We start from the raw sequence: 24055 nt of genomic DNA on the forward strand, positions 1-24055 counted from the left end.
GAATGGGTTCCTGGCGGCTCAGGTCATGAGCCCGGCATCACGTGGGTGGGGTCCGCGGGCCCGGGCGGCGGGGTGGGGACACCGCCGCCCGGGACTGCCGGCCTACGCTCAGCCGCCGACCTGCTGGTTGTAGCCGTCGACGATGTTCTGCAGGGCCTTGTCGGACGACTGCTCGCCGTTGATCGCCTTGCCGAGCTCCGCCTTGGTCGGGTCGTCGGCGAGGCTCTTGCCCTTCAGCACCCAAGCCGTCTGCGCGCTGTTGAAGTAGCCGGAGATGGGGTCGTAGAGCGGGATGGACTCGTTGTAGAGCTTGAACGCCGCCTGCGCCGCCTCGGACTTGAAGGGGTACTTCGGGTTCAGGCCGCTCTCGACCGGCAGGAAGCCGGACGTCTCGCACAGCGTCTTGTAGTGGTCGGGCTCGTACAGCCAGGACAGGAACTTCTTCGCGGCGGCGGCCGCGTCGGCGTTGTTGTTGAAGCCGACCGTCATGCCACCGCTGTTGACGTCACTGGCCTGCACCGGCTGGGCGGGGGTCGGGACGCTCGCCCACTCGAACTTGGTGATGCTCTCCGAGTAGGCGGCGACCTGCCACACGCCGGACCAGTAGGCGACGACGTCACCGCTCTGGAACATGGCGGACGGGTCGGCGCCGCTGGTCCACACCGACTTCGGCATGGTCTTGTCGTCGTTCCAGCCGACGAAGGTCTTCACGGCCTTCTTGGTCGCCGCGTCCACCGAGAACTTGCCGGAGTCGTCGGCGTGGACGTACTTGCCGCCCATCTCGTACACCATGGCGCGCAGCCGGGACGGCGACTGGTCGAAGGTCAGGGAGTACTTGGCGTCGGTCTTCTCCCGGACCTCGTTCGCCGCCTTGATGAACTCGTCCCAGGACCAGGTCTTGTCGGGCGAGGTCGGGTAGTCGACGCCGGCCTTCTCGAACAGCGACTTGTTGATGAACATGCCGGACGCGGTGACGTCCGAGGGGATGGACAGCACCTTCCCGGAGGAGTCCTTGGCGACGAAGTTGGCGTTGATCTTGTTCGTCTTGTTGTTGGCGATGTCGCTGAGGTCGATCAGCTTGTTCGACCAGATCGGGTCGAGTGCCGGCACGGCCGCCACGTCGGGCAGCGAGTTCGCCTGCGCGGAGTTGCGCAGCTTCGTCGCGTAGCCGTCGTAGGGGATGTTGACCAGCTTGACCTTGACGCCGGTTTCCTTCTCGTACTGCGCCACCATCTTCTTCCAGCCCGCGTCCTGCCCCGGAACCGTGGAGATCCAGAACGTCAGCGACTTGGAGGTACCGCCGGAGTCGGATTCCCCTCCACAGGCGGAGAGCAGCAGGGCGGCCGCCGAGACACCGGCAGCGAGGGGAACCAGGCGGCGCATACCGCCGCGGCCGAGTCGGCTTGAGCGCCGCACACCCACAGTGGTCATCTTCGATCCCTTTTTTTCGGTAGGGGACAGAGCACGGCGCGCCGACCGAGGCGGCACGGGTGCATTGTGCAGGAGGCTGCTTTCCGGGGGGCACGGCCTCGCCCGGCCGCGTCGTCCACGCGGGGCGGGATCCCCAGCCGTTCTGGCCGTCACCGCACGGGCACGCCCTCGTGCGGTGGCCGTACGTCGAGTACGGGCGGGAGGCTCGCCCCAAGCCGGCGTCCCGGCCGACTTAGAAAGCGCTTGTCCGGACATTGGCAGATGCCGGTGGAGTCCGTCAATGCTTCACCGCCGCACCTCCGGTCACGGTTTGGATTCCCCGGGCCACGGCCAGCCGACTGGCCCCCACGACGGTGCCGCTGTCGCCGAGCGCGCTGCTCACGACCTCGGTGGGCCAGCTCAGCCGGGCCAGTTCGGCCCGTACGCCGGGCAGCAGCAGGGGCTTGGAGCCCACGGCGCCGCCCAGCACGATCAGACCGGGGTCCAGGACCGCGGTGGCCGCGACGGCGAGTCTGCCCACGTCGGCGGCGTGCCGGCCGACCACGGCGCGGGCCGTGGCGTGCCCCGCGTCGGCCAGCGCGAACAGCCCGTCGACGGTGTCCGGGCAGGGGTCGTCCACGCCCCGCCAGGCGTCAGCCGCCCGCCGCAGCAGGGAGCCCGCCCCTATGTGCGCCTCCAGGCCCTCGTGGCGGGGTTCGCGGTCGGCGTCCCACGGGTAGGGCAGCCGGGCCACCTCACCGGCGGCCCCGTTCGCGCCGCGCAGCACCTGGCCGCCGATGACGACACCGAGACCGATGCCGACGCCGATCCGCAGATAGCCGAAGGTGTCCCGGCCGCGGGCGGCGCCCTCGTGCAGCTCGGCCAGGGCGGCGCAGTTCACGTTGTTCTCGACGTGGACGGGCACTCCGGGCGGGAGGGCCACGGTCAGGGCGTCGAAGATGGGGCCCGCCTTGGCGGTGGCGGGCCGTACGGACCTGCCCTCCCGGCCCTGGACGGTGACGTCGCCGACGGCGACGACGATGGCGCGCAGCGGCGCCCCGGGCGACAGCCGTGCCAGGGCCTCCGCGACGACGTCGACGGTGTCCGCCCGCAGCCCGGTGCCCTCGGCGAGCAGGGTGCCGTCCAGGGCGCACACCCGCACCCGGGTGACGCTGGGGCCGAGGTCGACGGCGAGGACCGCGCCGGCGGCGAGCCCGAGATCGTATACGGCCGCCGACCTGCCGGTTCCTCCGTTGAGGGTGCCGGAGCGCGCGGCGAGACCGGCCGCCTCCAGCTCGGCCACGGCGGTGGAGACGGTCGGCTTGGACAGACGCGCCCCCGTCGCCAGTTGGGGGCGGGTGGCGGTGCTCGACGCGGCCAGTACGGCGAAGACAGCGCGGGCGCTCTCGCTCAGTTGCATGCTCTCCCCAGTCGTACCGCGATCTTCCGTCCGCACGGTCGTGCGGGATCCGGCGTCATAACCCTTGACGCACCCTTATTCGTTAGTTAATTTCCTAACGAAGTCAAGCGGTACTCGCCTACCGCACCGCAGAGGCCCGTCCCGGGGCTTCCCTAGCACCCCCACAGACCCTGTGTGTCCAGGCACGGTTTCGCCCAGCCGTCGCTGCGCCCATCGCAACGCAACGACGAAAGAAGCCTCACGTGCAGGACTCCAGGCCCGTCGCGGTCGGTATCGACGTGGGCGGCACCAAGACCCATCTCCGTGCTGTCACGGGGACGGACCCGGTCGCCGACCACATCCGTCCCAGCCGTGGCTGGCGACCGCACGACCCGGCGTCCGCCGCCGCATGGCTGGCCGCGCTGGTCGGGGAGGTCCTGCCCGCGCACACCCCTCCGTCCGCCGTGGCCGTCGGCGCCCATGCCTGTGAGACGCCCCGGCAGTGCGAGGGCATACGTCTCGCCCTCCAGGAACGGCTTCAGGTGCCGTGTCTGGTGGTGGGCGACGCCGAGCTGCTGGTGCCCGCCGCCGGTTTCGACCAGGGCGTGGGGCTGGTCGCGGGCACCGGTTCCGTGGCCGTCGGCCGGTCCGCCGACGGCACGTCGGTGCAGGTCGGAGGCTGGGGCGCGGTCCTCGGCGACGAGGGCGGCGCCGCCGGACTGGTCCGGGAGGCGTGCCGTGCCGTCTGGGCCGCGCACGACCGCGGCGAGGCGCCCGACGCCCTCGCCGACCGGCTCGTCGCCGCCTTCGGAGTGAGCGAGGTCCCGGCTCTCGGCGGGGCCCTGGAGTCCGCCACGTCCCTGTCCGCCGACTGGGGCCGGCACGCGCCCGCCGTCTTCGAGGCCGCCGAGGAGGGCTCCGCTCTCGCCCACCGGGTGATCACCGAAGGGGGCCGCGCGCTCGCCTCGCTCGTGGCGCGACTCGCCGCCCGCGAAGTCCCCGTGGACGACGTGGTGGTGGCCGGCGGAACGATCCGCTCCCGGCCCGTCCTGTACGCGGCATTCGCCGAAGCGCTCCTCGACGCTGTACCGTCCGCGCGACCGCAGGTGCTCCAAGTACCGCCGGTCGAAGGGGCGTTGGCACTCTCACGAACTCTCCTCCGACCGGTCATGCGCTGATCACCGCCCGGTCGTCCACCGGACACCGACCGGTCATTCGTCAACTCCACGCTCAGCCCGCACACGATCAACCCACCGCGAAAGGAGCGGCGCTCGATGCCGTCATCTGCCGGGCACCACAGACTCAACCGCCGTGTCTTCCTCAGGAGCTCCCTCGGCGTCTCGGCCGGCCTCATCGCCGCTCCGACCCTCGCGACCATGTGGCAGGCCTCCGCCGCCGAGGACAAGGCCGCGACCGCGTTCACCCCGTTCGTGGACGACTACACCACCAACATCACGGCGAACCGGACCCCCGAGACCAACGCCGTGGTCCGCGCGCTCGGCGGCTTCGCCGAGATCTGGAAGACCGGCGACGCCTGGAACACCGGCACCCCGCTGCTCCCGGAGATCCTGCGCGCCAACATGCGCTACTGCGCCCGCCTGACCAACCGCCGCACCGAGGCGCAGGCCCGCGAGGCGTTCGTCTACGACCGGCAGCACCAGAGCTACGCGATGATCGGCGCGCTCGGCCCGCTGGCGGAGCTGTACCGCTCGGGCGCCAAGGCGGTCACCTCGATCACCGCCGCCCCCGACGGCATACCGGCCACCAAGATCAACGACGCCGTCCCCGCCGACGCGCCCGCCGGCTCCGCGCTGGGCGCCGGCTCGTACGACTCCGACCTCGGCCAGGTCGCCAAGCTGGTGGACACCGTGCGCGGCCCGTTCGCCTCCGGCAACCCCGCCAAGTTCACGTTCCAGTACCCGCGTCCGTGGCGGATGAACGAGGACAGCGAGGTCGTCGACACCGGGCGGAAGGACGAACTCGGTTTCCCCGTCTACGAGTCCGAGGTCGTCGTCGTGAAGCAGCTGCTGCGGCAGCGCGGCGAGAACGCCGCCGAGGACGGCGGTTTCCCCAGCGGCCACACCAACGCCTTCCACCTGGCGGCGCTGGCGTTCGCGTACGCGGTCCCGGAGCGGTTCCAGGAGATCGTGACCCGCGCCTTCGAGCTGAGCCACACGCGGATCATGTCCGGCATGCACTCCACGGTCGACGTCCTCGGCGGTCGGGTCATGGCCACCGCGCTGGCCGCCGCCGCGCTCGCCGACCCGAAGAACGCGGAGCTCAAGGCCGCCGCGCGCAAGCAGGCCGCCGAGTACTTCCAGGCGAGGACGGGCACCACCGCGGACACGCTGTACGCGTACGCGCACTCCGACGGGGACGACCCGTACGCCGACCGCGGGGCGAACCTGCGCACGGTCGAGCCGAAGCTGACGTACGTGCTCACCCGGCGCGGAAAGTCCCAGGACCTGACCGTGCCGAAGGGCGCCGAGGTCCTGCTGGAGACGCGTCTGCCCTACCTCGACGCGGCGCAGCGCCGCGAGGTGCTGCGCACGACCGCGCTGCCGTCGGGCTATGTGCTGCTGGACGGCTGGGAGCAGTGGGGCCGGCTCAACCTGTTCGCGGCGGCGGACGGGTACGGCGCCCTCGACACGGAGGTCACCGTCACGCTGGACGCCTCCCTCGGCGGCTTCCACGCGGCCGACACCTGGCGCAACGACCTCGACGGCTCGGGTCGCCTGGTCAAGAAGGGCAACGGCACGCTCACGCTGTCCGGCGCCAACCGGTACACGGGCGGCACGGTCGTGGAGGCCGGTGTCCTCGCGGCGGGCTCGAAGGAGGCGTTCGGCCGCGGTGACGTCCGGGTGAAGGGCGGCACGCTGGCCACCGGCGACCACACCGTGCGGGTGCGCGGCGGCTACGCGCAGGCCGGTGTCCTCGACGTGACGCTGGACCGGGGCGACGACGCGGCCCTCGTGGTCGACGGGCGGGCGGTCCTGGAGCGGGGCAGCGAGCTGGTGGTCCGCTTCGACGCGAAGCAGGCGCCGCGGTCCGGCAGCACGGTCGCGGTGATCGGGGCGCGGTCCCTGCAGGGCCGGTTCTCGAAGGTCTCCGTGGCCGTCGACGGCTGGACGGCCGAGCAGGTCTTCACGGCGCACGGGGTGTCGGTGCGCCTGCGGAAGAAGTAACTCCCGTAGGGGGTCGTGCTGTTGGGGGTGGCGTGAGCCGCCCCCAACAGCTGTTTCCGCCGGTCTACAGGCTCGGCGGCAGGGCCTGTTCGGCCCAGATGGTCTTGCCCGCGCCACTCGGGCGGCTGCCCCAGCGGTCGGTGAGCTGGGCGACCAGGAGCAGCCCGCGGCCCCCCTCGTCGAACTGGCGGGCCCGGCGCAGATGGGGTGAGGTGCTGCTGGCGTCGGAGACCTCGCAGATGAGGGTGCGGTCGCGGATCAGGCGCAGTTGGATGGGGGCGCCGCCGTAGCGGATGGCATTGGTGACGAGTTCGCTGACCACGAGTTCGGTGACGAAGGCGGCCTCCTCCAGGCCCCAGCGGGTGAGCTGGTCCGTGGCCAGTTTGCGCGCGTTGGCGACCAGCGCCGGGTCGTCGGTGAGGTTCCAGACGGCGACCTGTTCCGCGTCGAGGGCGCGGGTGCGGGCGAGCAGCAGGGCCACGTCGTCGCCGGGGGTGTCGGGCAGCAGTGCCTTGAGCACGGTGTCGCAGGCGCGCTCCAGGCTGTCCACCGGTCCTGCCAGCGCGGCGCAGAGGGCGGCGGTGCCCGTGTCGACGTCACGGTCCCTGGCCTCGACCAGGCCGTCGGTGTAGAGGGCGAGGACCGAGCCCTCGGGCAGCTCCAGCTCCCTGGCCTCGAACGGGAGACCCCCGACGCCGAGCATCGGCCCGGCCGCCACCTCGACGACCTGCACACTGCCGTCGGGCCGCACCACCACGGGCGGCACGTGCCCGGCCGAGGCGATCGAGCAGCTGCGGTCCACCGGGTCGTAGACCGCGTACAGACAGGTCGCGCCGATCTCCCCGTCCCCCGTGCCGTCGCCGGCCGCGAGGTGCTCGACCAGGTCGTCCAGGTGGGTGAGGAGCTCGTCGGGCGGCAGGTCGACGTCGGCGAGCGCCCAGACGGCCGTGCGCAGCCGGCCCATGGTGACGGAGGCGTGGATGCCGTGGCCCACGACGTCGCCGACGACCAGCGCGACCCGCGTCCCGGACAGCGGGATCACGTCGAACCAGTCGCCGCCCACCCCGGCCTGCGACAGCGCCGGCAGATAGCGGGAGGCGAACTCGACGGCCGCCTGTCCGGCGACCGTCTTGGGCAGCAGGCTGCGTTGCAGCGCCAACGCTGTCGTGCGTTCCCTGGTGTAGCGGCGGGCGTTGTCGACGCAGACGGCCGCCCGGCTGGCGAGCTCCTCGGCGAGCGACCTGTCGTCCTGGTCGAAGGCGTCGGGGTGCTCGGGGGTCAGGTTCCGGACGAGGACGGCGACCCCGAGGGTCGTGCCGCGCGCGACCAGCGGTACGGCCATCAGGGAGAGGTCGTGGTCCGCGGCCTCCTGGAGTTTGGCGGAGCGGGCGCCGTGCCCGGCGAACCAGGAGTCGAGGGAGTCGTCGCCGGTGCGGGTGAGCACGGGCTCGCCGGTGAGCAGGGCCCGGGCGGGTGGTGAGGAGGGCGGGTAGACGTCGGCGGCACCCAGGGCGATGGCCGCCTCCGGTACACCGGGCGTACCGGAGTGGTGGGCGGCCCGGTGCAGTCGCACACCGTCGGCCACGGGGCCCATCTCGGGTTCCTCGCCCTGCAGGACGGACTCCAGGAGGTCGACGCTGGCGAAGTCGGCGAGTCGGGGGACCACGAGTTCGGCGAGTTCCCGGGCGGTCCGGACGACGTCGAGCTTGGTGCCGATGGATCCCGCGGCCTCGTTCAGCAGGGCGAGGCGCTGGCGGGCGGCGAACTGCTCGCTGCTGTCGAACGCGGCGAGCGCGGTGCCGATCAGCTCTCCCGAGGGGTCCCGCACCGGCCACATCTCGGAGGTCCAGGCGTGCATGCGGCGACCGGAGGGCGAACGGGTCCAGCTCTCGTAACGGACCGGCCGTCCGGTCTCCACCACGATCTCCAGATGGCGCAGAAAGCCGCGGCTGTGTTCCGCGTCCTCCACGGTGTCGGAGAAGTACTGGTGCCTGAACTCCTCCTCGGGCTGCCCCATGACCTGGCACGCCCAGTCGTTCATCCGCAGATAGCGCTGCCCGGTGTCGAAGACCGACATCGACATCGACGCCTGTTTGAAGGCCAGCTCGCCGAGGCCCCGCTCGGTCCGGTCGGGTGACGCCTGGACGACGAACCGCCGCCGCTCGCCGTCCCCGCCCCGCACCGGGCAGAGCCGCATCGCGACCTTCTGCCGCCGCCCGTCCCGGTAGCGCAAGCTCACCACGGAGTCGCCGTACGTCAGCAGCGTGCGCCAGACCGCCGCCGCGTTCCCGTCCAACAGGTCGGCCGCGGACCTGCCGGTCACCTCCTCGGCGGTGTACCCGGTGAGGCGCCGGGCGCCCTCGCTCCACCCCGCGACGAGGCCGCGCGCGTCGACCACCGCCATCGCCTCACCGGCCGTGGCAGCCCGCGACGCGCCGGACGCCTTCGTCACCATATGGCCAGGATGGTCCGTTCAGGGCGGGGCAACAACCCGGCTGTGCCCGTGACGCACCGGGTCCGTGGCCCCGTCGTGCGCCTACAGAGGGGTGCGGGATTCGAGGTCCTTGCGCGTGTCGTTGCCGTAGACGCCCGTTTCGTCGCCCCGGATGCCGTACCAGAGCTGGAAGCGCGCCACCGCCTCCCTCAGTACGACGTCGTACTGCCCCGAGGTGGAGCCGTTGTCGTACACGTTCGGGATGCGGAGCAGCCGTTGCTGGAGTTCGGAGACCTCGGGGCCGCTGTCGCCCTCGCGGAGGGTGCCGGGGCCGTCGGGGTCGGCGCCGTCGTCCGGGGCGGGTGCCGAGGTCGCGGGGGCGGTCGGGGTCGGGGTCGCGGTCGCGGTCGGGGTGACGACGCGTGCCTCCTTCTCCGTGCCGCCGCCGGGCAGGAGCAGGGCGGCGCCGAAGCCCAGCAGGGCCGCCGCGCCGACGCCGACGATCACGGCGGCGCGCTTGAGGCCCGATCCGTCGCCGGGGGCCGGCCGCCGCCGCTGCCGACGGCGGTGTCCCTCCTCGTGCGGGACCGTCTCCGAGCCGAAGTCCTCGCCGACCATGACCGGGGGGAGTTCCTCGGTCTCGTACTCCGTCCGGGGCAGGATCCGCTCGGGAGCGGGCTTCGGCTCCGGTGCGGGCGTGGCCGGCGGGGGCGGTGCCGAAGGCGGTGGCGGTGGTGTCGGGACCGGTGCCGGGGTGGGAGGTACGGCGACGGTCTCGTACTCGTCCTCGGGGGCGCTCGACTCGGGGCCCGCGTCCCTGTACTGCTCGAACTCCCGCAGCAGCTCGGCCAGGGCCTCGGTCCTGCGCCTACGCATGACATAGGTCGGCTCGATCGTGGGACGCTTCGCCGTCCGGCCCGGTTCGGGCGGTTTCGACACGCTGTTCTCCTTCCGTGCACGCGGTCTCCCGCCATCCCCGAGAGGAGATACGGGCGGCCGGGCCGGGAGGTTCAGCGCGGCAGGCGGCTCCGGGGGGCGGTCGGGAGCACGGCGACGACCTCCCAGCCGGGACCGTGCTCGCGCGGCCGGGCCTGGAGACGGCCGCCGAGCGCGGTGACCCGTTCCGTGAGGCCGACCAGTCCGAAGCCGCCGCCCCGGGCCGCCTCCGGCAGCCGGGCGCCGCCGCGCCCGTCGTCGCGGACCACGACCTCCAGGCCACCGCGCCCGTGGCGGAGGTCGACGGTGATCTCGGTGGCGTCGGCGGCGTGTCGGCGGACGTTCGTCAGGGCCTCCTGCACCACGCGGAAGGCGGCGGCCTGCACCTCGTGCGGCAGGTCGTCGGGGACGGAGGGGTCGTGGCGCAGCACGGCGGAGCGCCCGTCGACACCGCCCACACCGTCGAAGCCGCGCACCAGTTCGTCGACGCCCGCCAGATCGCCCACCGGCCGCCGGTCGCCGGTCCCGGCCGCCTCCTCGTGGTCGCGCAGCACGCCGACCGTGCGGCGCATCGAGGCCAGTGCCTCGGTCGCGGCCCGCTCGATGCCCGCGAGGACGGGGTCGAGCCTCCCCCTGACGTCGTCCGGCGGGACCCCCGTCTCGTCTCGCTCGGGTTCGGTGGCGGCCATCATCCGGGCGACCTGGGTCTGCACCAGGATCCCGGTGACGTGGTGGGCGACGAAGTCGTGCAGGTCGGCGGCCATCGCGAGGCGTTCGGCCCGGCGGGTCTCGGTGACGATCTGGTTCCGCCGGTTGTCCAGGGTGCGCAGATAGGCGGCGACGCCGGCCGCGATCCCGCCGAGGAGCATCAGGACCATGACGGCGCCGACGCTGCCGCCGTCGCCCGGATCGAGGGCGAGGTAGGGCAGCGGAAGCAGGACCAGTGCGAGACCGTCGAGGAGCCCGCAGGCCAGCGCCCAGCCGGGTGGGCAGGCGCGGACGGCGACGACCAGCAGACACAGCAGCACGGCCGCCTGCCCCAGGCCGAAAGCACCCATCTCCCGGGCCATGACGAGGACCACCACGTTCGCCAGGGCGGCGAGAGCCGGTACACCGGCGCGGACCTGCGGGGTCAGCCAGGCCGGCCGGCGGTGTTCGGGCCACAGGAGCGCCGCGAGGCCGACGACCAGGGAGAGCAGGTGCAGCCACACGTAGGCGGCGCCGTTCACCGCCTGGAGGGGGAAGTCGGACGCGCAGGCCAGGCAGAGCGCCACGATGCCGCCCACGCGTACGCAGCTCGTTCTGGCGGGGCGCCCGGGCCGTCCGGTGGCGCCCTCCGTGGGTTCCTTGGTGTCGAGCACGAGGTTCACGCGGATCACAGTAGGCAGCGCCGGTGCTCCCGGTATCGGCCGTACGGCCGAGGAGGCCTGTCCGGCGGGGTGGGAAGCCTGGCCGTTCGGCCGAGGCGGGCGCCCCCGCCGCCGGGTGAGGTTGGGTGTCGCCACCCCACCCCGACTCTCCGCAGGGAGCACCTCATGGAACGCACGCCCCTCCTCATCGCCGGCGCCACCGTGGCGGCCGTCGCCGTCGGCGGCGGAGCCCTCACCTACGCGCTGAGCGGTACGGAGTCCACGACCGGACTCGACCGGTTCAACACCGTCACCGTGGACGGCCGGAAGGCGCTCAGCGGGAACATCGTCGCCGGCCGCACCGAGTCGAAGTACAGCCCGCTGCCCTGGATCGGCGGCGAGACCTCCGGGCTGACGTGCCCCGACCTCAAGGCGGTGGCCGGCACCGAGGTGACGTGCACCGGCAAGGACGGCGACGGCAAGGACCTCTCCGTCCCCGTCACGGTCGTCAAGGCCGACGCCTCCAGCGTCACCTGGAAGTTCGAGCGCCCCTAGTCCGACCGAAAGGACCCGTCACCGTCATGAGCACCGTCCTGGCCGGCAACGGCCTCGTCAAGAAGTACGGCCCCACCACCGCCCTGGCCGGCGTGGACGTCGCGGTCGCCGAGCGGGAGTCCCTCGCCATCATGGGCCCGTCCGGCTCAGGCAAGTCGACCCTCCTGCACACCCTCGCCGGCATCATCCGCCCCGACGACGGCCAGGTGCTGCTGCGCGGCGAACGCATCGACCACTGGGGCGAGAACAAGCTGAGCGCGCTGCGCCGCAAGCGGTTCGGGTTCGTCTTCCAGTTCGGCCAGTTGCTGCCCGAGCTGCCCGCCGAGGAGAACGTGGCCCTCCCGCTGATGCTGGAGGGCGTACCCCGGCGCCAGGCCGTCACGCGGGCCCGCCGCTGGTTCGCCCCGCTCGGCCTCTCGGGCTTGGAGAAGCGCCGCCCCGGTCAGCTCTCCGGTGGTCAGGCCCAGCGCGTCGCCATCGCCCGCGCCCTCGCCGTGGAGCCCGATGTCGTCTTCGCCGACGAGCCCACGGGCGCCCTCGACCAGGCCACCGGGGAGGAAGTCATCCGTCTGCTCACCTCGGTCACCCGCGATCAGGGCGCCTCCCTCGTCATGGTCACCCACGACGCCGAGGTGGCCGCCCACTGCGACCGCGTCTTCCAGGTGCGGGACGGCCGGATCGCCGGCCACAGCCAGTACACGGTCGCTTAGGCCGCCGCGGGGTGGGCGCGTGAGCGCCCTGGAGGGGCGCGGGGCTGTGTCGATCTGCGGCTCCGCCGCGTGGGCGCGACGAGCCACGAACAACCCGCACTCGCCCTCGAACCGATCCGACCGAGCTCTCCGGCGACCCGAACCCTCGCCCCGTTGCCCTTTCCCTCTGAATCCCCCGACCCCCCGGCCCCCCGCCCCCTCGAAGCCTCGACCCCTCGCCCCCCCCGAGCCCCCGGAGACGAAGAATGCGCTCCCCCGTCCTGCCCCTGACCTGGCACCTGGCCCGTTCCTCCGGAAGGCGCGGCCTGCAGAGCCACCTCCTCTCCGCCGCCGCGGCGGCCGCCGGCGCCCTCGTCCTGCTGACACTCCTCGCCTCCTACCTGGGCTCCGGCGTCCGGGCCGACCGCACGGCCTGGCGCACCCCCGACGCCGTATCGGCGAAGCGGGCCACCGCCGTGCAGACGCTGGGGACGACGTACGTGGACCACCGGCCGGTCACCGTCGTCTCCCTGGCCCAGCTGCCGAACCGGGCCGCGCCCCCTGCCCCGCCCGGCCTGGACCGCTTCCCCGCACCGGGGCGCACCTATCTGTCCCCGGCCCTGGCGGAGCTGATGCGCGAGCTGCCGGCGACGCGTCTGGCCGACCGCTTCCCGACCACGGCCGGCTACGGCACGATCAGCGCGGCCGGCCTCGCCTCCCCCGAGGAACTCGTGGCCGTCGTCGGCCGCGCCCCCACCGACCCCGCGATCACCCGGGCCGCCGAGGGCAGCGGCCTGGACCTCCTCGCCGCCCGCGCCCGCGTGGACGGCTTCGGCGGCACCAGGCCGAGCCTGTTCACCTCGTTCGACCAGCAGGCCGCGGTGCTCGGCGGCGCCCTCCTCGTCGTCCCGGTGATCGTGCTGGCCTCGGCCGCCGGACGCCTCGGTGCCGCCCGCCGTGAGCAGCGGCTCGCCGCCCTGCGGCTGGCCGGAGCGACACCCCGGCAGATCCTGGCGATGACGGGTGCGGAGTCGGCGGCGGTGGGTCTGGCCGGCGGTTTCCTCGGCGCGGTCGGGTACACCCTGCTGGTGCCGGTCCTCGCGCGGGTGCCGTACGGCATCGGCCCCTGGTACGCGGGCCAGTTGTGGGTCGGGGTGCCCGTGCTGCTCGCGGTGGTGGCGGCCGTGGCCGCGCTCACCTCCGTCAGCGCGGTGACGACGCTGCGCGGAGTGGCGCGTTCCCCGCTGGGTGTGGCCCAGCAGGCCGATCCGCGCCGGACGAGGCTGATCCGGCTGGTGCTGTTCGTCGCCGTCGGACTGTACGTGGTGGGCAGCGCGGGCGGCGGGATGAGCACGGGTGAGGCGATCGCGCTGATCGTCCTGGTGTACGGGGCGTTCTGGACCCTGGGCCCCTGGGTCGTCGACATGCTGGGCAGGCTGCTGAGCCGCTTCGCGCGCCGTCCGGCGACGCTGCTGGCCGCGCGTCGGCTCAGCGACGATCCGCGCGGCGCCTGGCGCACGGTCAGCGGTCTGGTCCTCGCGGGTCTGGTCGCCGGGTTCTTCTCCGTCGGGCAGGTCGGCCTCGTGGGCTACGACTACCGGGGCCAGGTCGCCGTACGCGCGGCACACGGAGATGTGGGTGAACTCGCCGTACGGGCGAGGGAGTTGCTCACCGAAGCGGGTGTGAAGGCGCGGGTGGAGACGGTCGACGCCGACACGTACGACGGGATCCTGATCGGCGAGGACGGCATCGTGGCCCATGTGCGCGGCGGTCAGGAACAGGTGGACACCGCGTCGACCGCGCTGTCCTCCCTCTCCCCCGGGAACCTGCCGTTGACCCAGGACTACGTCAACGCCGAGGGCGAGACGACGACCCGGCTCATCGGCGAGATGGGGCTCGCGGTGCTGGCCCTGGGCTTCCTCATCGCCGCCGCCTCCGCCGGACTCACCGCGGCGGCCACGGTCCTGGACCGGCGCCGGGTGTACGCGCTGCTGCGGCTGGCCGGTACGCCGCTGAAGGTGCTGAACCGGGCGCGGATCCGGGAGACCGCGCTGCCGCTGGTGGTCCTCGCGGGCGGTACGACGGCGACCGGGATCTACGGCGGGATCAGGGTGAACGAGACGTTCCACCTGGAGCCGGACGCGTCGGGGGCCCTGCGTCTCGCCCTCTGTGTCGCCCTCGGCACGGCCACCATGTTCGCGGCGCTCGCCGGGAGCCGGCCGCTGCTGCGGAAGGTGACGGCGGAGCGGGCCCAGGAAGCCGACTGAGGCGCCCCTCGGCCGCCCGCCTCCCCCTTGTCCTGTCTCCTTCGGGCATGATGCGGCCATGAACGACCGCAGCCCGATCCGGGTCCTGATCGCCGACGACCAGGACATGGTCCGCACCGGCTTCCGCTTCTTCCTCGACGCGCAGCCCGACATCACCGTGGTGGCCGAGGCCGCCGACGGCGAGACGGCCGTGCGACTCGCCCGTGAGCTGCGGCCGGACGTGTGTCTGCTGGACATCCGGATGCCGAGGCTGGACGGTCTGGAGGCGACCCGGCTGCTCGCCGGTCCGGGGGTGTCCGATCCGCTGCGGGTGGTCGTGGTGACCACGTTCGACCTCGACGAGTACGTCTACGGGGCGTTGCGCGGCGGTGCCTGCGGTTTCCTGCTGAAGGACTCGGGGCCGACGCTGCTGGCCGAGGCCGTACGGGCGGCGGCGGTGGGCGACTCGCTGGTGTCGCCGTCGGTGACGGTCCGGCTCCTCAAGCACGTGACGGCGGAGGGCGGGAAGGAGGCCGCGCCCGGCCCCGAAGTCCCGCGCCCCCAGGAGGCGTTGACCGACCGGGAGCTCGACGTCGTCCGGCTGGTCGCGCTGGGGCACACCAACGCGGAGATCGCCGCCTCAATGTTCGTGTCCCTGTCCACGGTGAAGACCCACCTCGGCAGCATCCAGCTCAAGCTCGCCGCCCGGAACCGGGTGGAGATCGCGGCGTGGGCGTGGCGCACGGGGCACGCCGGCGACGGCGGGTGAGGCTCAGTTCGTGAGGGTGATGCGGATGCCGATCGTGCCGTCGGCGCCCCGGCGCAGTCGGCTGCCGAGCAGGGTGAGGCGGCCGAGGACGCCGTACTTGCGGGCGATGAGCCGGCGGTAGGCGGCGGAGCCGGCCGCGTCGAGGATCTCCGCGTGGGCGGGGACGGAGTCGCCGGTGGGGTTGCCGCGCACGTCGCAGGGGCCGACGAGGACATCGGCGCGATTGCGGATGCGCTTGACCTTCCAGGAGTCGGCGACGGTCCAGATGCCGAGCGCGTCCTCGTCCCGCACCACCCACACCGGGGTCGGCACGGTGGTGCCGTTCTTGCGGTAGGTGGTCACCAGCAGGTACTTGCCCGCGCTGAGGGCGTCGAGCGTGGTTTCGTCGGCCATGACCGGAGTCTAGGCGCACGGCCGCCGGCGGAGCCCGTGGCGGCCGTGCCCCAGGAACGAACGGTGGAGCGGCGTCAGTCCAGCAGGCCGTCGTAGTCGGGCAGCTTGTAGGTGCGCTCGGCGTGGCCGCCGACGAGGTCGGTGGTGTTGTTGCCGACGTTGGCGATGATCGTGTAGCCGTCGGACTCGATGTCCGCGCGCGAGGCGGTCTTGTAGGCGGCGACCTCGCCGAAGAGGTCGGGCAGGTCGCGCACGTAGAGGCCGTCGACCGGGTAGCCGACGTTCTCCAGGTTCCATTCGGTGAGGGACTCGATGATGCCGGGGCGGGCGGTGACGAAGAAGACGTCGACCCCACGGGACTTGGCGTACTTGGCCAGTGCCAGGGAGGGCTTCAGGGCCGGGGTCGGCAGCTGGTACCAGGGCGTGTAGTGCGTCTCCAGCGTCGTGTTGTCGATGTCGAAGACGATGGCGAGCTTCTGCCCCGAGGTGTTCGCGGTGCGCTGCTGTATGTAGGGCGTGGCCGTGTCGATGACGGCCTTCACGTCCTTCTGCCAGGTCGCGTAGTCCACCTCGGCGGCCGCGGCGGCGGCTGTCGCGGCCGTGCTCGGCGCCGCGGCGGCCGGACCGGCCGCGGTCAGCGAAGCGCCCAGACCCAGTACGGCCACCGTGGCGACCGCGGTGACGCGGCGTCCCACACCGCTTGCTGTCATGTTCGTCCCCTTTTTCTCATGTCAAAGCGGCGAGGCCGTCGGAACCTTCGCCGCACTGGTCATGGTCATGCCGATCGGTGGCCGGGAGACTACCTAAGAGTTACTGATTAGTAGAGAGGGCCCGACGAACGTTGTTCGGTTGGGCGGTGCCCGGGGAGCCGGAGCGCGGGGGCCGTGAAGATCGCCGAACTGTCGGCAAACACCAACCGGCGGGTCTACATTGCCCGTTGGATGGAAGCCCCTTCACAGAAGATCCAGGAGTTGATGCCGTGACCGACAACCCGGCAGCCTCGGACTTCCCCTCCTCGTCGCTCAACCGTCGCATCGTCACCACGCGGCCGAGCGCGGCGCGGATCTGGAACTACTGGCTCGGCGGCAGGGACTATTACGAGGTCGACCGCAAGGCCGGGGACGAGATACGCCGACTGCATCCGAGCATCCACGACTACGCCCGCGCGGACCGGCGGTTCCTGCGCCGGGCTGTGCGCCATCTGGCCGCCGAGGTGGGGATCCGGCAGTTCCTGGACATCGGCGCGGGGCTGCCGACCGCGGAGAACACCCACGAGGTCGCCCAGCGTGTCATCCCGGACGCGCGGATCGTGTACGTCGACAACGACCCGCTGGTCCTGGTGCACGCCCGGGCCCTGCTGACGAGCGCGCCCGAGGGCCGTACGGACCACGTCGACGAGGACGTGCGCAATGTCGACGCGGTCCTCGAACACGCCGCGCGGACCCTGGACCTGGCCCAGCCGGTCGCGCTGATGCTGCTCGACGTGCTGGCCTTCGTCACCGACGAGGAGGACCCGCACGGCATCGTGCGCCGGCTGATGGCCGCGCTCCCTTCCGGCAGCCATCTGATGCTCTCGCACACCGTCACCGACCCGCGGTGGCCCGACGTGGACATCGCGGCGGCCTGGTGGAACGCGCACGGCACCCCGCGGTTGCACCAACGCACCCCCGAGACGGTCGCCCGCTTCTTCGACGGGCTGGATCTCCTCGAGCCGGGCGTCGTCTCGTGCACGCGCTGGCGCCCGGACCCCGCCGACACCGGCGACGGCGAGCCGGCGGAAGTGGCCATGTACTGCGGAGTGGGAGGCAAGCGCTGATGACGACCGGCCCGGTCCGGCTCCAGCTGGACGTCGCCGACTTCGACCTGGCACGTTTCCAGCCGTACGTCGACAAGTGCCGGACCTCCGGCATCCGCCTGACGACGCTCTCCGAACTCGGCGACACCCCGGAGCACCGCCGGGCGTTGTACGACCTCAACAAGGAGTGCTCGGCCGACATCCCCGAGCGCGGCGCCTTCTTCACGTACGACGAGTACCACCGGCTCCGCTTCGAGGTGCCCTCCTACGATCCGCGCGGGGTCGTGCTGGCCCTGGACGGCGACCGGTGGATCGGCATGGCGGCCACCTCGGACCGGCGCGGTTCCGGGTTCGTGTTCAACGAGATGACCGGGGTGCGGGCCGGCCATCGCGGCCGGGGCATCTCGGTGGCCATGAAGACCTTCGGCATCGGGTTCGCCGGGATCTGCGGGGTGAGCACCGTCCGAACGGTCCACCACCCGGCCAACAGCCGTGCGATCGCCATGAACCGGACGTTGGGATACGTCGACGGGGACTGGTGAACATGTGCCGGTCACCGCACGTATGAAAGGAGGGCGCTCAAGGACCGGACGCCCTGGCGGTGTTGACACCGTGTCGGACGGGGTTCGGGAGCCAGGCAATGAGGCACGCACGACGACGAGTCGTGAAGCGGGTGGCGCGGCTGACGGCCGCCGGTGGAGTGATCTGCGGAGCCCTGATGGTCACGCAGGCGGCGATGGCGACCGAACCCGCCGTCACCCCGCCCGCGACCCCGAGCGCGGTGCTGGCCGCGTCCGGCACCGGGAACGGTCTGCTGACCGAACTCGGCTCCGAGCGGACTGCGGGCACGTGGATCGCCGACGACGGCAGCCCGGTCGTCGCCGTCACCGACGAGAAGGCCGCCGCCGAGGTCAAGCGGGCGGGCGCCCGCCCGAAGATGGTCGAGTACAGCGGCGAGGACCTGAAGTCCGCCACGGAAGCGCTGCGTTCGGCACCCCGGGTGCCGGGCACCTCCTGGGCGATCGACCCCGCCTCCAACGAGGTGGTGGTGCGTGCCGACAGCACGGTCTCCAAGAAGGACTGGGCGAGCCTGACCGACCTCGCCGAGGAGATCGGCGGTTCCGTCCGGATGGAGCGCACCGAGGGCGCGTACACGATGCGGCTCAACGGCGCGCAGCCGATCTTCGGTACCGGCGGGCGCTGTTCGATCGGCTTCAACGTGACCGACGGCGAGAACGACTTCATGCTGACCGCCGGGCACTGCGGCCCCTCGGGTTCCGTCTGGTTCTCGGACGACCAGGGCCGGCAGGAGATCGGCCGGACGACCGAGACCAACTTCCCCGGCGCCGACTACTCGCTCGTCCAGTACCTCCAGGACGCGCCGAGCAACAAGACCAACATCGTCTCCGTCGGCGACGGCCGCGGTGTGCGCATCACCTCCGTCGGTGACGCGGCGGTCGGCCAGCGGGTCTTCCGCAGCGGCAGCACCAGCGGCTTCCGCAACGGCGAGGTGACCGGACTCGACGCCACGGTCAACTACCCCGAGGGCACGGTCTCCGGCCTCATCGAGACCACGGTCTGCGCCGAGCCGGGCGACAGCGGGGGCCCGCTCTTCTCGGAGGGAGTGGCGCTCGGGGTGACCTCGGGCGGCAACGGCGACTGCGAGGAGGGAGGTACGACGTTCTTCCAGCCGCTGTCCGACGCCCTCGACGACCTCGGCGTCCAGCTGAACGGTCTGCCGCCGTCCGCCGCCCGGCCGACCGCCGCGGCCGACGGCTCCGAGGACGACTCCCAGGGTGCCGCCGCCCCGGGCTCCGCCGAACCGGGTGCCGTGGAATCCGTCGAGGGTATCGAGGCCGCCTCCGACCTGCTCGACCGTCTCGCCGACCCGCGCAACGTCGGCCCCGGCCTGCTGGTCATCGCCGGCAGCATGGTCGCCCTCGCGGCGACTCGCTTCATCCGCACGGAACAGGACCGCCAGGCGTACCGCCGCCAGTACTCACAGAGCTGGAGCTAGAACCCTAGGGGACGGGCGCGCCCTGGGGGCGCGCCCCTACGAAGCGGCCGCCCACTCCAGGACGAGACGCTCGTACTCGCTCCGCTGCTCCCTGTTCAACGTCCCACCGCTCCGGAACCAGAGCGCCCGGATCTCCTCGTTGACCTCGGCGGCCGTTCGCGCCGGTCCTTCCGCTCTTTCCAGGACGACATCAGGGGTAGTGGACATGGTGTAAACCATATGTCCTCGAACGTGAAGTCGATGTGAGTAAAGGTGCCACTTCCGACATTACGGACCGTGAAGCTGATCACTCTGCGTTTACGGCTCCATCGTTCCGAGCACGAGGACCTGAATGGCCAGCACGGCCGCCCCCCGCGCCCAGTCGTGGAAGTCGGACACCTTCGTCTCCAGGGGCACGGGCGCGGCCAGCGGGTGCCGATGGGCCCGGACCGCCTCGTGCACGGCCTCTCTCGCCACCGCCATCAGCCCCACCCCTTCCCCCGCGAGCAGGATCTTCTGCGGCATCACGAAGTTCGCGATCTGGGCCACCAGGATCCCCAGCGCCCGCCCCGCCTCGCCGACGACCCGCGCGCACATCGGGTCCCCCTCGGCCGCGCCGGTCAGGATCTCCTCGTACGTCACCTCGCGTCCGGTCGCCGCCCGCACCTGGTAGCGGATGCTGGGGATGCTCAGCAGTGAGACGGCGCTGCCGCGCTCGCCGTCGGGGGTGAGCGGACCGGCGGGGTCCACGATCCAGTGGCGGCCGAAGCCCCGGTCCTCCTCGGCGTAGGGCACGCGTCTGCCGCCCAGGACCAGTCCGTAGCCGATGCCCGCGCCGATGGTGAGGACGACGAACCGGTCCAGTCCGCGCCCCGCGCCGAACCAGGTCTCGGCCTCGACGAGCGCGGCGACGTCGTTCTCGACGACCACCGGCAATCCGGTGCGCTCCTCGACGAGTTCGGCCAGCGGAACGTCGCGCCACGACAGGAAGGGCGACTCCCCGACGACCGCGCGACGCCGGACGAGTCCGCCGACCCCGATGCCGATGCCGGCGAGCGAGGGGTGCGTACGGGCGAGTTCGGCGGTCATCTCGGCGAGCAGCTCGGCGACCCGCTCCGGCTCGTGCGTGGGAAGCGGGCGGTCGTGGCGGGTGACGATCTCGCTCCGCAGCGTGGTGACCACGGCGTACACCATGTCGTCGGTGATCTTGAAGCCCACGAAGGTGCGGGACTCGGCGACGATGTCCAGCGGCTGCGAGGGCCGCCCCTGCCGGACCTCGGGGAGCGCCGCTCCCTCGGCGGTCTCGACCAGCAGCCCCGACTCGATCAGCGGTTTGGTCAGCCGGGTGAGGCTTCCGGCGGAAAGGCCGAGGCGCCGGGCGAGTTCCGTGCGCGAGAGCGGGCCGTGCACGAGCACCTCGATCGCCACCGCGCGTTCTCCGGGACTGAGCGGCAGCCAACTGGCAGCGAGTGCGGTCATGAGGGTCAGACTCCCACACCTTCTTTCTTTTGTCACGGAAACAACAAGTCCACTTCGAGCCCGCCAGAGCGCGCCTCAAAAGATTTTGACCCACCTCTTGACGCCGTAATTCTTCCGCGACAAAAGTAAATGGCCGGAGTCAGAGGCACCGCCGCCGATGAGGGAGCACCGATGACCATCGCCTCCAGCAGTCCACCGATCCACAGGCGGGGCGACGGCCTCCTCGCCGCCGTCTTCATCGCCCCGGCGATGCTCGGATTCCTGGTCTTCCTGCTCTGGCCGACCCTGCGCGGCATCTACCTGAGCTTCACCCGCTTCAACCTGCTCACCCCGGCGGAGTGGGTGGGCCTGGACAACTACGTCCGGATGGTCAACGACCCCATCTTCTGGGACTCGCTGGCCGTCACGGTCGAGTACGTGACCCTCAACATCGGCGTGCAGACGGTCGCCGCGCTCGCCATCGCCGTACTGCTCCAGCGGCTGACCCGATCCCCACTGCTGCGTGGCATCGTGCTCACGCCGTATCTGATGTCGAACGTGGTGGCGGGTCTGGTCTGGCTGTGGATCCTCGACACCCAGCTGGGCATCGGCAACGAGATCATCGGCGCCCTCGGCGCGGACCGCGTGCCGTTCCTCGCCGACGAGACCTGGGCGATCCCCACCATCGCCCTGATCAACGTGTGGCGGCACGTCGGCTACACCGCCCTGCTGCTGTTCGCCGGGCTCCAGGCCATCCCGAACGACGTGTACGAGGCGGCCAGGGTGGACGGCGCCGGCGAGTGGCGGATGTTCTGGCGGGTCACCATGCCGCTGCTGCGGCCGGTGCTGGCGGTGGTGCTGATCATGACCGTGATCGGCTCGTTCCAGGTGTTCGACACCGTGGCGGTGACCACGGCGGGCGGACCCGCGAACGCCACCAACGTCCTGCAGTACTACATCTACGGCTCCGCCTTCGGCCGCTTCCAGTTCGGCTACGCCTCGGCGATGTCCGTCGCCCTGCTGGTCGTGCTCAGCGCCATCACCGTCCTGCAGTACCGGCTCACCCGGGCCGGACAGAGCGATCTCGGCTGACGGAAGGGAGACACCCGCATGGCCACCATGACCACACCGGCGACACCCGCCGCGCCCCCGACGACGCGGCCGGACGTACGGCCCACGAAAAGCCGGCCCTCCCTCGGACGGGCCGCCGCCTGGACCGTGATGGGCCTGATCGTGCTCATCACCCTGCTGCCCTTCTACTGGATCCTGCGCACGGCGCTCTCCACCAACGCGGGGCTGAACGCGGACCCCGCGAACCCGCTGCCCGTCGACCTCACCACCAGCGGCTTCGAGCGGGCCCTCGGCCTGCAGTCCGCCGAGGAGGCGATAGCCCAGGGCGGGGCCGGAGGCGGACTCGACTTCTGGCGGTACCTGCTCAACTCGGTGATCGTGTCGACGCTGATCACCGGCTGTCAGATCCTCTTCTCCGCGATGGCCGCCTACGCCTTCGCACGGCTGCGCTGGCGTGGCCGTGACCAGGTGTTCGGGCTGTTCCTGGCCGGGCTGATGGTGCCGACCATCTTCACGCTGCTGCCGAACTTCGTGCTCATCAAGCAACTCCACCTGGTGGACAGCCTGTTGGGCATCGCCCTGCCGAGCCTGTTCATGACCCCGTTCGCGGTCTTCTTCCTGCGGCAGTTCTTCCTGAACATCCCGCACGAGGTCGAGGAGGCGGCGCTGCTGGACGGGGCCGGGAAGGTCAGGGTCTTCTTCCGGGTGATCCTGCCGATGGCGTCCACGCCGATCCTCACCCTGGCCGTGCTGACCTACATCACCTCCTGGAACGACTATTTCTGGCCGCTGATGGTCAGTTACAGCGACGACTCGCGGGTGCTGACGGTGGCCCTGGCGATCTTCCGGGCGCAGACCCCGGCGACCGGCGTGGACTGGTCGGGGCTCACGGCGGCGACGCTGATCGCCGCGCTGCCGATGCTGGTGCTCTTCGCCGCCTCAGCCCGCCGCATCGTCAGCTCCATCGGCTTCACCGGGATCAAGTGAACCGGGATCAAGTGAGGGAACCGACATGCGACTTCGTACGCTGACCGCGTGGGCCGGGGCGCTGACACTGTCCCTGGTGACCGGCTGCGCCCAGGGCGACGGCACGGGGGCGTCCTCGAACACGGTGACGTACTGGCTGTGGGACGCCAACCAGCTGCCCGCCTACCGGGCCTGCGCCGAGGGGTTCGAGAAGGAGAACCCCGGACTGAAGGTGCAGATCAGCCAGCTGGGGTGGAGCGACTACTGGACCAAGCTCACCGCCGGGTTCATCGCGGGCACCCAGCCGGACGTGTTCACCGACCACATCCAGAAGTTCGGCCAGTTCGCCGATCTGGAGGTGCTGGAACCGCTCGACGACCTGGGCATCGAGGACTCCGACTACCAGCCGGGCCTGGCCGCCAACTGGATCGGCCAGGACGGCCACCGCTACGGCTCCCCGAAGGACTGGGACACCGTCGCGCTCTTCTACAACAAGGAGTTGGCGAAGGACGCGGGCCTCACCGCCGACGAGCTGAACGACCTCTCCTGGAACCCCGAGGACGGCGGCACCTTCGAGAAGGCCGTCGCCCGCCTCACCGTCGACGGCAAGGGCAGGCGGGGCGACGAACCGGGCTTCGACAGACACGACGTCAAGGTCTACGGCCTGGCGAGCAACGGCGGCGGCTACGCCGACGGACAGACCCAGTGGAGCCCCTTCACCGGGTCGGCCGGGTGGAGCTACACGGACAAGCCCCGCTGGGGCACGGAGTACCGCTACGACAGCGAGACCTTCCAGTCCGTGATCTCGTGGTACTTCGGGCTGGCGGAGAAGGGCTACATGGTGCCGTTCGCCGACTACAACGTCCAGTCCAACCAGGCCAACACCCAGGTGGCGGCGGGCAAGGCGGCGGCCACCTTCGACGGCGCCTGGATGATCTCCACGTACGCCGGGTTCAAGGGTGTGGAGATCGGCTCGGCCCTCACCCCGGCCGGCCCCACCGGCAAGCGCGCCACCATGATGAACGGCCTCGCCGACTCCATCACCAAGGCGTCCAGGAACAAGGCGGGGGCCCGCAAGTGGGTGGCGTACCTGGCCTCCGACGCCTGCCAGAGCGTGGTCGGCCGGTACGGGGTCGTCTTCCCCGCCACGCAGGCCGGCACCGAGGCCGCCGTCGCGGCGTACGAGAAGAAGGGCCTCGACGTGTCGGCGTTCACCGAACCCGTGGCGGACAAGAAGAACTTCCGGACCTTCTCCTACCCGATCACCAACTACGCGGCCGACGTCACCGCGCTCATGCAGCCCGCGATGGAGGACATCTACGGCAACGGAGCGCCGGTGAGCGGCCTCGACGAGACCAACGACCAGATCAATCTGATCCTCGACCAGTGAAGGACACTCCGCAC

21 protein-coding genes are annotated in these 24055 nt (G+C 71.7%); 12 read left to right on the forward strand and 9 right to left on the reverse strand.

Annotated features, from left to right (window positions below):
• Positions 1 to 108: 108 nt before the first annotated feature.
• Both PUR53_RS12705 and PUR53_RS12710 read right to left on the reverse strand, forming a co-directional pair.
• Complete coding sequence (locus tag PUR53_RS12705) at positions 109 to 1431, reverse strand: ABC transporter substrate-binding protein (RefSeq protein WP_329898118.1); 1323 nt, start codon at positions 1429 to 1431, stop codon at positions 109 to 111.
• 277 nt (positions 1432 to 1708) lie between these two features.
• On the reverse strand, positions 1709 to 2830 hold the full coding sequence (locus PUR53_RS12710; RefSeq protein WP_329908356.1) for an ROK family protein: 1122 nt from the start codon (positions 2828 to 2830) through the stop codon (positions 1709 to 1711).
• A gap of 242 nt (positions 2831 to 3072) precedes the next feature.
• Between PUR53_RS12710 and PUR53_RS12715 the strand changes: the two genes are divergently transcribed.
• Both PUR53_RS12715 and PUR53_RS12720 read left to right on the forward strand, forming a co-directional pair.
• Positions 3073 to 3987, forward strand: a complete 915-nt coding sequence (locus PUR53_RS12715) for an N-acetylglucosamine kinase (protein ID WP_329908357.1) — start codon at positions 3073 to 3075, stop codon at positions 3985 to 3987.
• Positions 3988 to 4083: 96 nt separating this feature from the next.
• Positions 4084 to 5994, forward strand: a complete 1911-nt coding sequence (locus tag PUR53_RS12720) for a phosphatase PAP2 family protein (protein WP_329908358.1) — start codon at positions 4084 to 4086, stop codon at positions 5992 to 5994.
• 64 nt (positions 5995 to 6058) lie between these two features.
• On the opposite strand, the gene PUR53_RS12725 is transcribed toward PUR53_RS12720, so the two are convergent.
• The 3 genes from PUR53_RS12725 to PUR53_RS12735 all read right to left on the reverse strand — a co-directional run bounded on the left by PUR53_RS12725 (position 6059) and on the right by PUR53_RS12735 (position 10734).
• The gene (locus PUR53_RS12725) at positions 6059 to 8449 is read right to left on the reverse strand and encodes a SpoIIE family protein phosphatase (protein WP_329908359.1); all 2391 of its coding nucleotides are present in this window, start codon (positions 8447 to 8449) and stop codon (positions 6059 to 6061) included.
• 81 nt (positions 8450 to 8530) lie between these two features.
• Entirely contained in the window at positions 8531 to 9367 is an 837-nt protein-coding gene (locus tag PUR53_RS12730; RefSeq protein ID WP_329908360.1) for a peptidoglycan-binding domain-containing protein, read from the reverse strand.
• Between the two features lie 71 nt (positions 9368 to 9438).
• Positions 9439 to 10734 (reverse strand): sensor histidine kinase, encoded by a 1296-nt coding sequence (locus PUR53_RS12735; protein WP_329908361.1) that lies wholly within the window; start codon positions 10732 to 10734, stop codon positions 9439 to 9441.
• Between the two features lie 165 nt (positions 10735 to 10899).
• Between PUR53_RS12735 and PUR53_RS12740 the strand changes: the two genes are divergently transcribed.
• From PUR53_RS12740 to PUR53_RS12755, 4 genes are all read left to right on the forward strand, one after another.
• Positions 10900 to 11268, forward strand: a complete 369-nt coding sequence (locus PUR53_RS12740) for a hypothetical protein (protein ID WP_329898111.1) — start codon at positions 10900 to 10902, stop codon at positions 11266 to 11268.
• Positions 11269 to 11294: 26 nt separating this feature from the next.
• A complete protein-coding gene (locus PUR53_RS12745) occupies positions 11295 to 11978 on the forward strand; it encodes an ABC transporter ATP-binding protein (protein WP_329908362.1) in 684 nt (227 codons plus the stop codon).
• 245 nt (positions 11979 to 12223) lie between these two features.
• Positions 12224 to 14224 carry an FtsX-like permease family protein gene (locus PUR53_RS12750; RefSeq protein ID WP_329908363.1) on the forward strand — a complete coding sequence of 667 codons (2001 nt, stop codon included), beginning with the start codon at positions 12224 to 12226 and terminating at the stop codon, positions 14222 to 14224.
• A gap of 58 nt (positions 14225 to 14282) precedes the next feature.
• Complete coding sequence (locus PUR53_RS12755; protein ID WP_329898108.1) at positions 14283 to 14972, forward strand: response regulator transcription factor; 690 nt, start codon at positions 14283 to 14285, stop codon at positions 14970 to 14972.
• A gap of 3 nt (positions 14973 to 14975) precedes the next feature.
• Here PUR53_RS12755 and PUR53_RS12760 read toward each other — a convergent pair whose 3' ends face one another.
• Both PUR53_RS12760 and PUR53_RS12765 read right to left on the reverse strand, forming a co-directional pair.
• Complete coding sequence (locus tag PUR53_RS12760; protein WP_329908364.1) at positions 14976 to 15365, reverse strand: PPOX class F420-dependent oxidoreductase; 390 nt, start codon at positions 15363 to 15365, stop codon at positions 14976 to 14978.
• A 74-nt stretch (positions 15366 to 15439) separates the two neighbouring features.
• Positions 15440 to 16075: an HAD family acid phosphatase gene (locus PUR53_RS12765; RefSeq protein WP_329898106.1), complete on the reverse strand. Its 636-nt coding sequence runs from the start codon at positions 16073 to 16075 to the stop codon at positions 15440 to 15442.
• Between the two features lie 269 nt (positions 16076 to 16344).
• On the opposite strand from PUR53_RS12765, the gene PUR53_RS12770 reads away from it, so the two are divergent.
• The 3 genes from PUR53_RS12770 to PUR53_RS12780 all read left to right on the forward strand — a co-directional run bounded on the left by PUR53_RS12770 (position 16345) and on the right by PUR53_RS12780 (position 19177).
• Positions 16345 to 17181 carry an SAM-dependent methyltransferase gene (locus PUR53_RS12770; RefSeq protein ID WP_329898105.1) on the forward strand — a complete coding sequence of 279 codons (837 nt, stop codon included), beginning with the start codon at positions 16345 to 16347 and terminating at the stop codon, positions 17179 to 17181.
• Complete coding sequence (locus PUR53_RS12775) at positions 17181 to 17702, forward strand: GNAT family N-acetyltransferase (RefSeq protein ID WP_329898104.1); 522 nt, start codon at positions 17181 to 17183, stop codon at positions 17700 to 17702. The genes PUR53_RS12770 and PUR53_RS12775 overlap by 1 nt, the downstream gene beginning before the upstream one ends.
• A 98-nt stretch (positions 17703 to 17800) precedes the next feature.
• Positions 17801 to 19177, forward strand: a complete 1377-nt coding sequence (locus PUR53_RS12780; RefSeq protein ID WP_329898103.1) for a S1 family peptidase — start codon at positions 17801 to 17803, stop codon at positions 19175 to 19177.
• Positions 19178 to 19213: 36 nt separating this feature from the next.
• Here the strand turns inward: PUR53_RS12780 and PUR53_RS12785 are convergent, their stop codons facing one another.
• Together PUR53_RS12785 and PUR53_RS12790 are read right to left on the reverse strand one after the other, a co-directional pair.
• Positions 19214 to 19396 carry a hypothetical protein gene (locus PUR53_RS12785; RefSeq protein ID WP_192360727.1) on the reverse strand — a complete coding sequence of 61 codons (183 nt, stop codon included), beginning with the start codon at positions 19394 to 19396 and terminating at the stop codon, positions 19214 to 19216.
• Positions 19397 to 19474: 78 nt separating this feature from the next.
• Positions 19475 to 20635, reverse strand: a complete 1161-nt coding sequence (locus PUR53_RS12790; RefSeq protein WP_329908365.1) for an ROK family transcriptional regulator — start codon at positions 20633 to 20635, stop codon at positions 19475 to 19477.
• Positions 20636 to 20806: 171 nt separating this feature from the next.
• Here PUR53_RS12790 and PUR53_RS12795 point away from each other — a divergent pair, with 171 nt between their 5' ends.
• The 3 genes from PUR53_RS12795 to PUR53_RS12805 are packed head-to-tail and all read left to right on the forward strand — an operon-like array spanning position 20807 to position 24041.
• Entirely contained in the window at positions 20807 to 21706 is a 900-nt protein-coding gene (locus PUR53_RS12795) for a carbohydrate ABC transporter permease (protein ID WP_329908366.1), read from the forward strand.
• An 18-nt stretch (positions 21707 to 21724) separates the two neighbouring features.
• Positions 21725 to 22672: a carbohydrate ABC transporter permease gene (locus PUR53_RS12800; protein WP_329898100.1), complete on the forward strand. Its 948-nt coding sequence runs from the start codon at positions 21725 to 21727 to the stop codon at positions 22670 to 22672.
• A gap of 25 nt (positions 22673 to 22697) precedes the next feature.
• Positions 22698 to 24041, forward strand: a complete 1344-nt coding sequence (locus PUR53_RS12805) for an ABC transporter substrate-binding protein (RefSeq protein WP_329908367.1) — start codon at positions 22698 to 22700, stop codon at positions 24039 to 24041.
• Positions 24042 to 24055 lie beyond the last annotated feature (14 nt).

The organism is Streptomyces sp. SP18BB07 (assembly GCF_036322545.1).
Taxonomy (GTDB): Bacteria; Actinomycetota; Actinomycetes; order Streptomycetales; family Streptomycetaceae; genus Streptomyces; species Streptomyces deccanensis.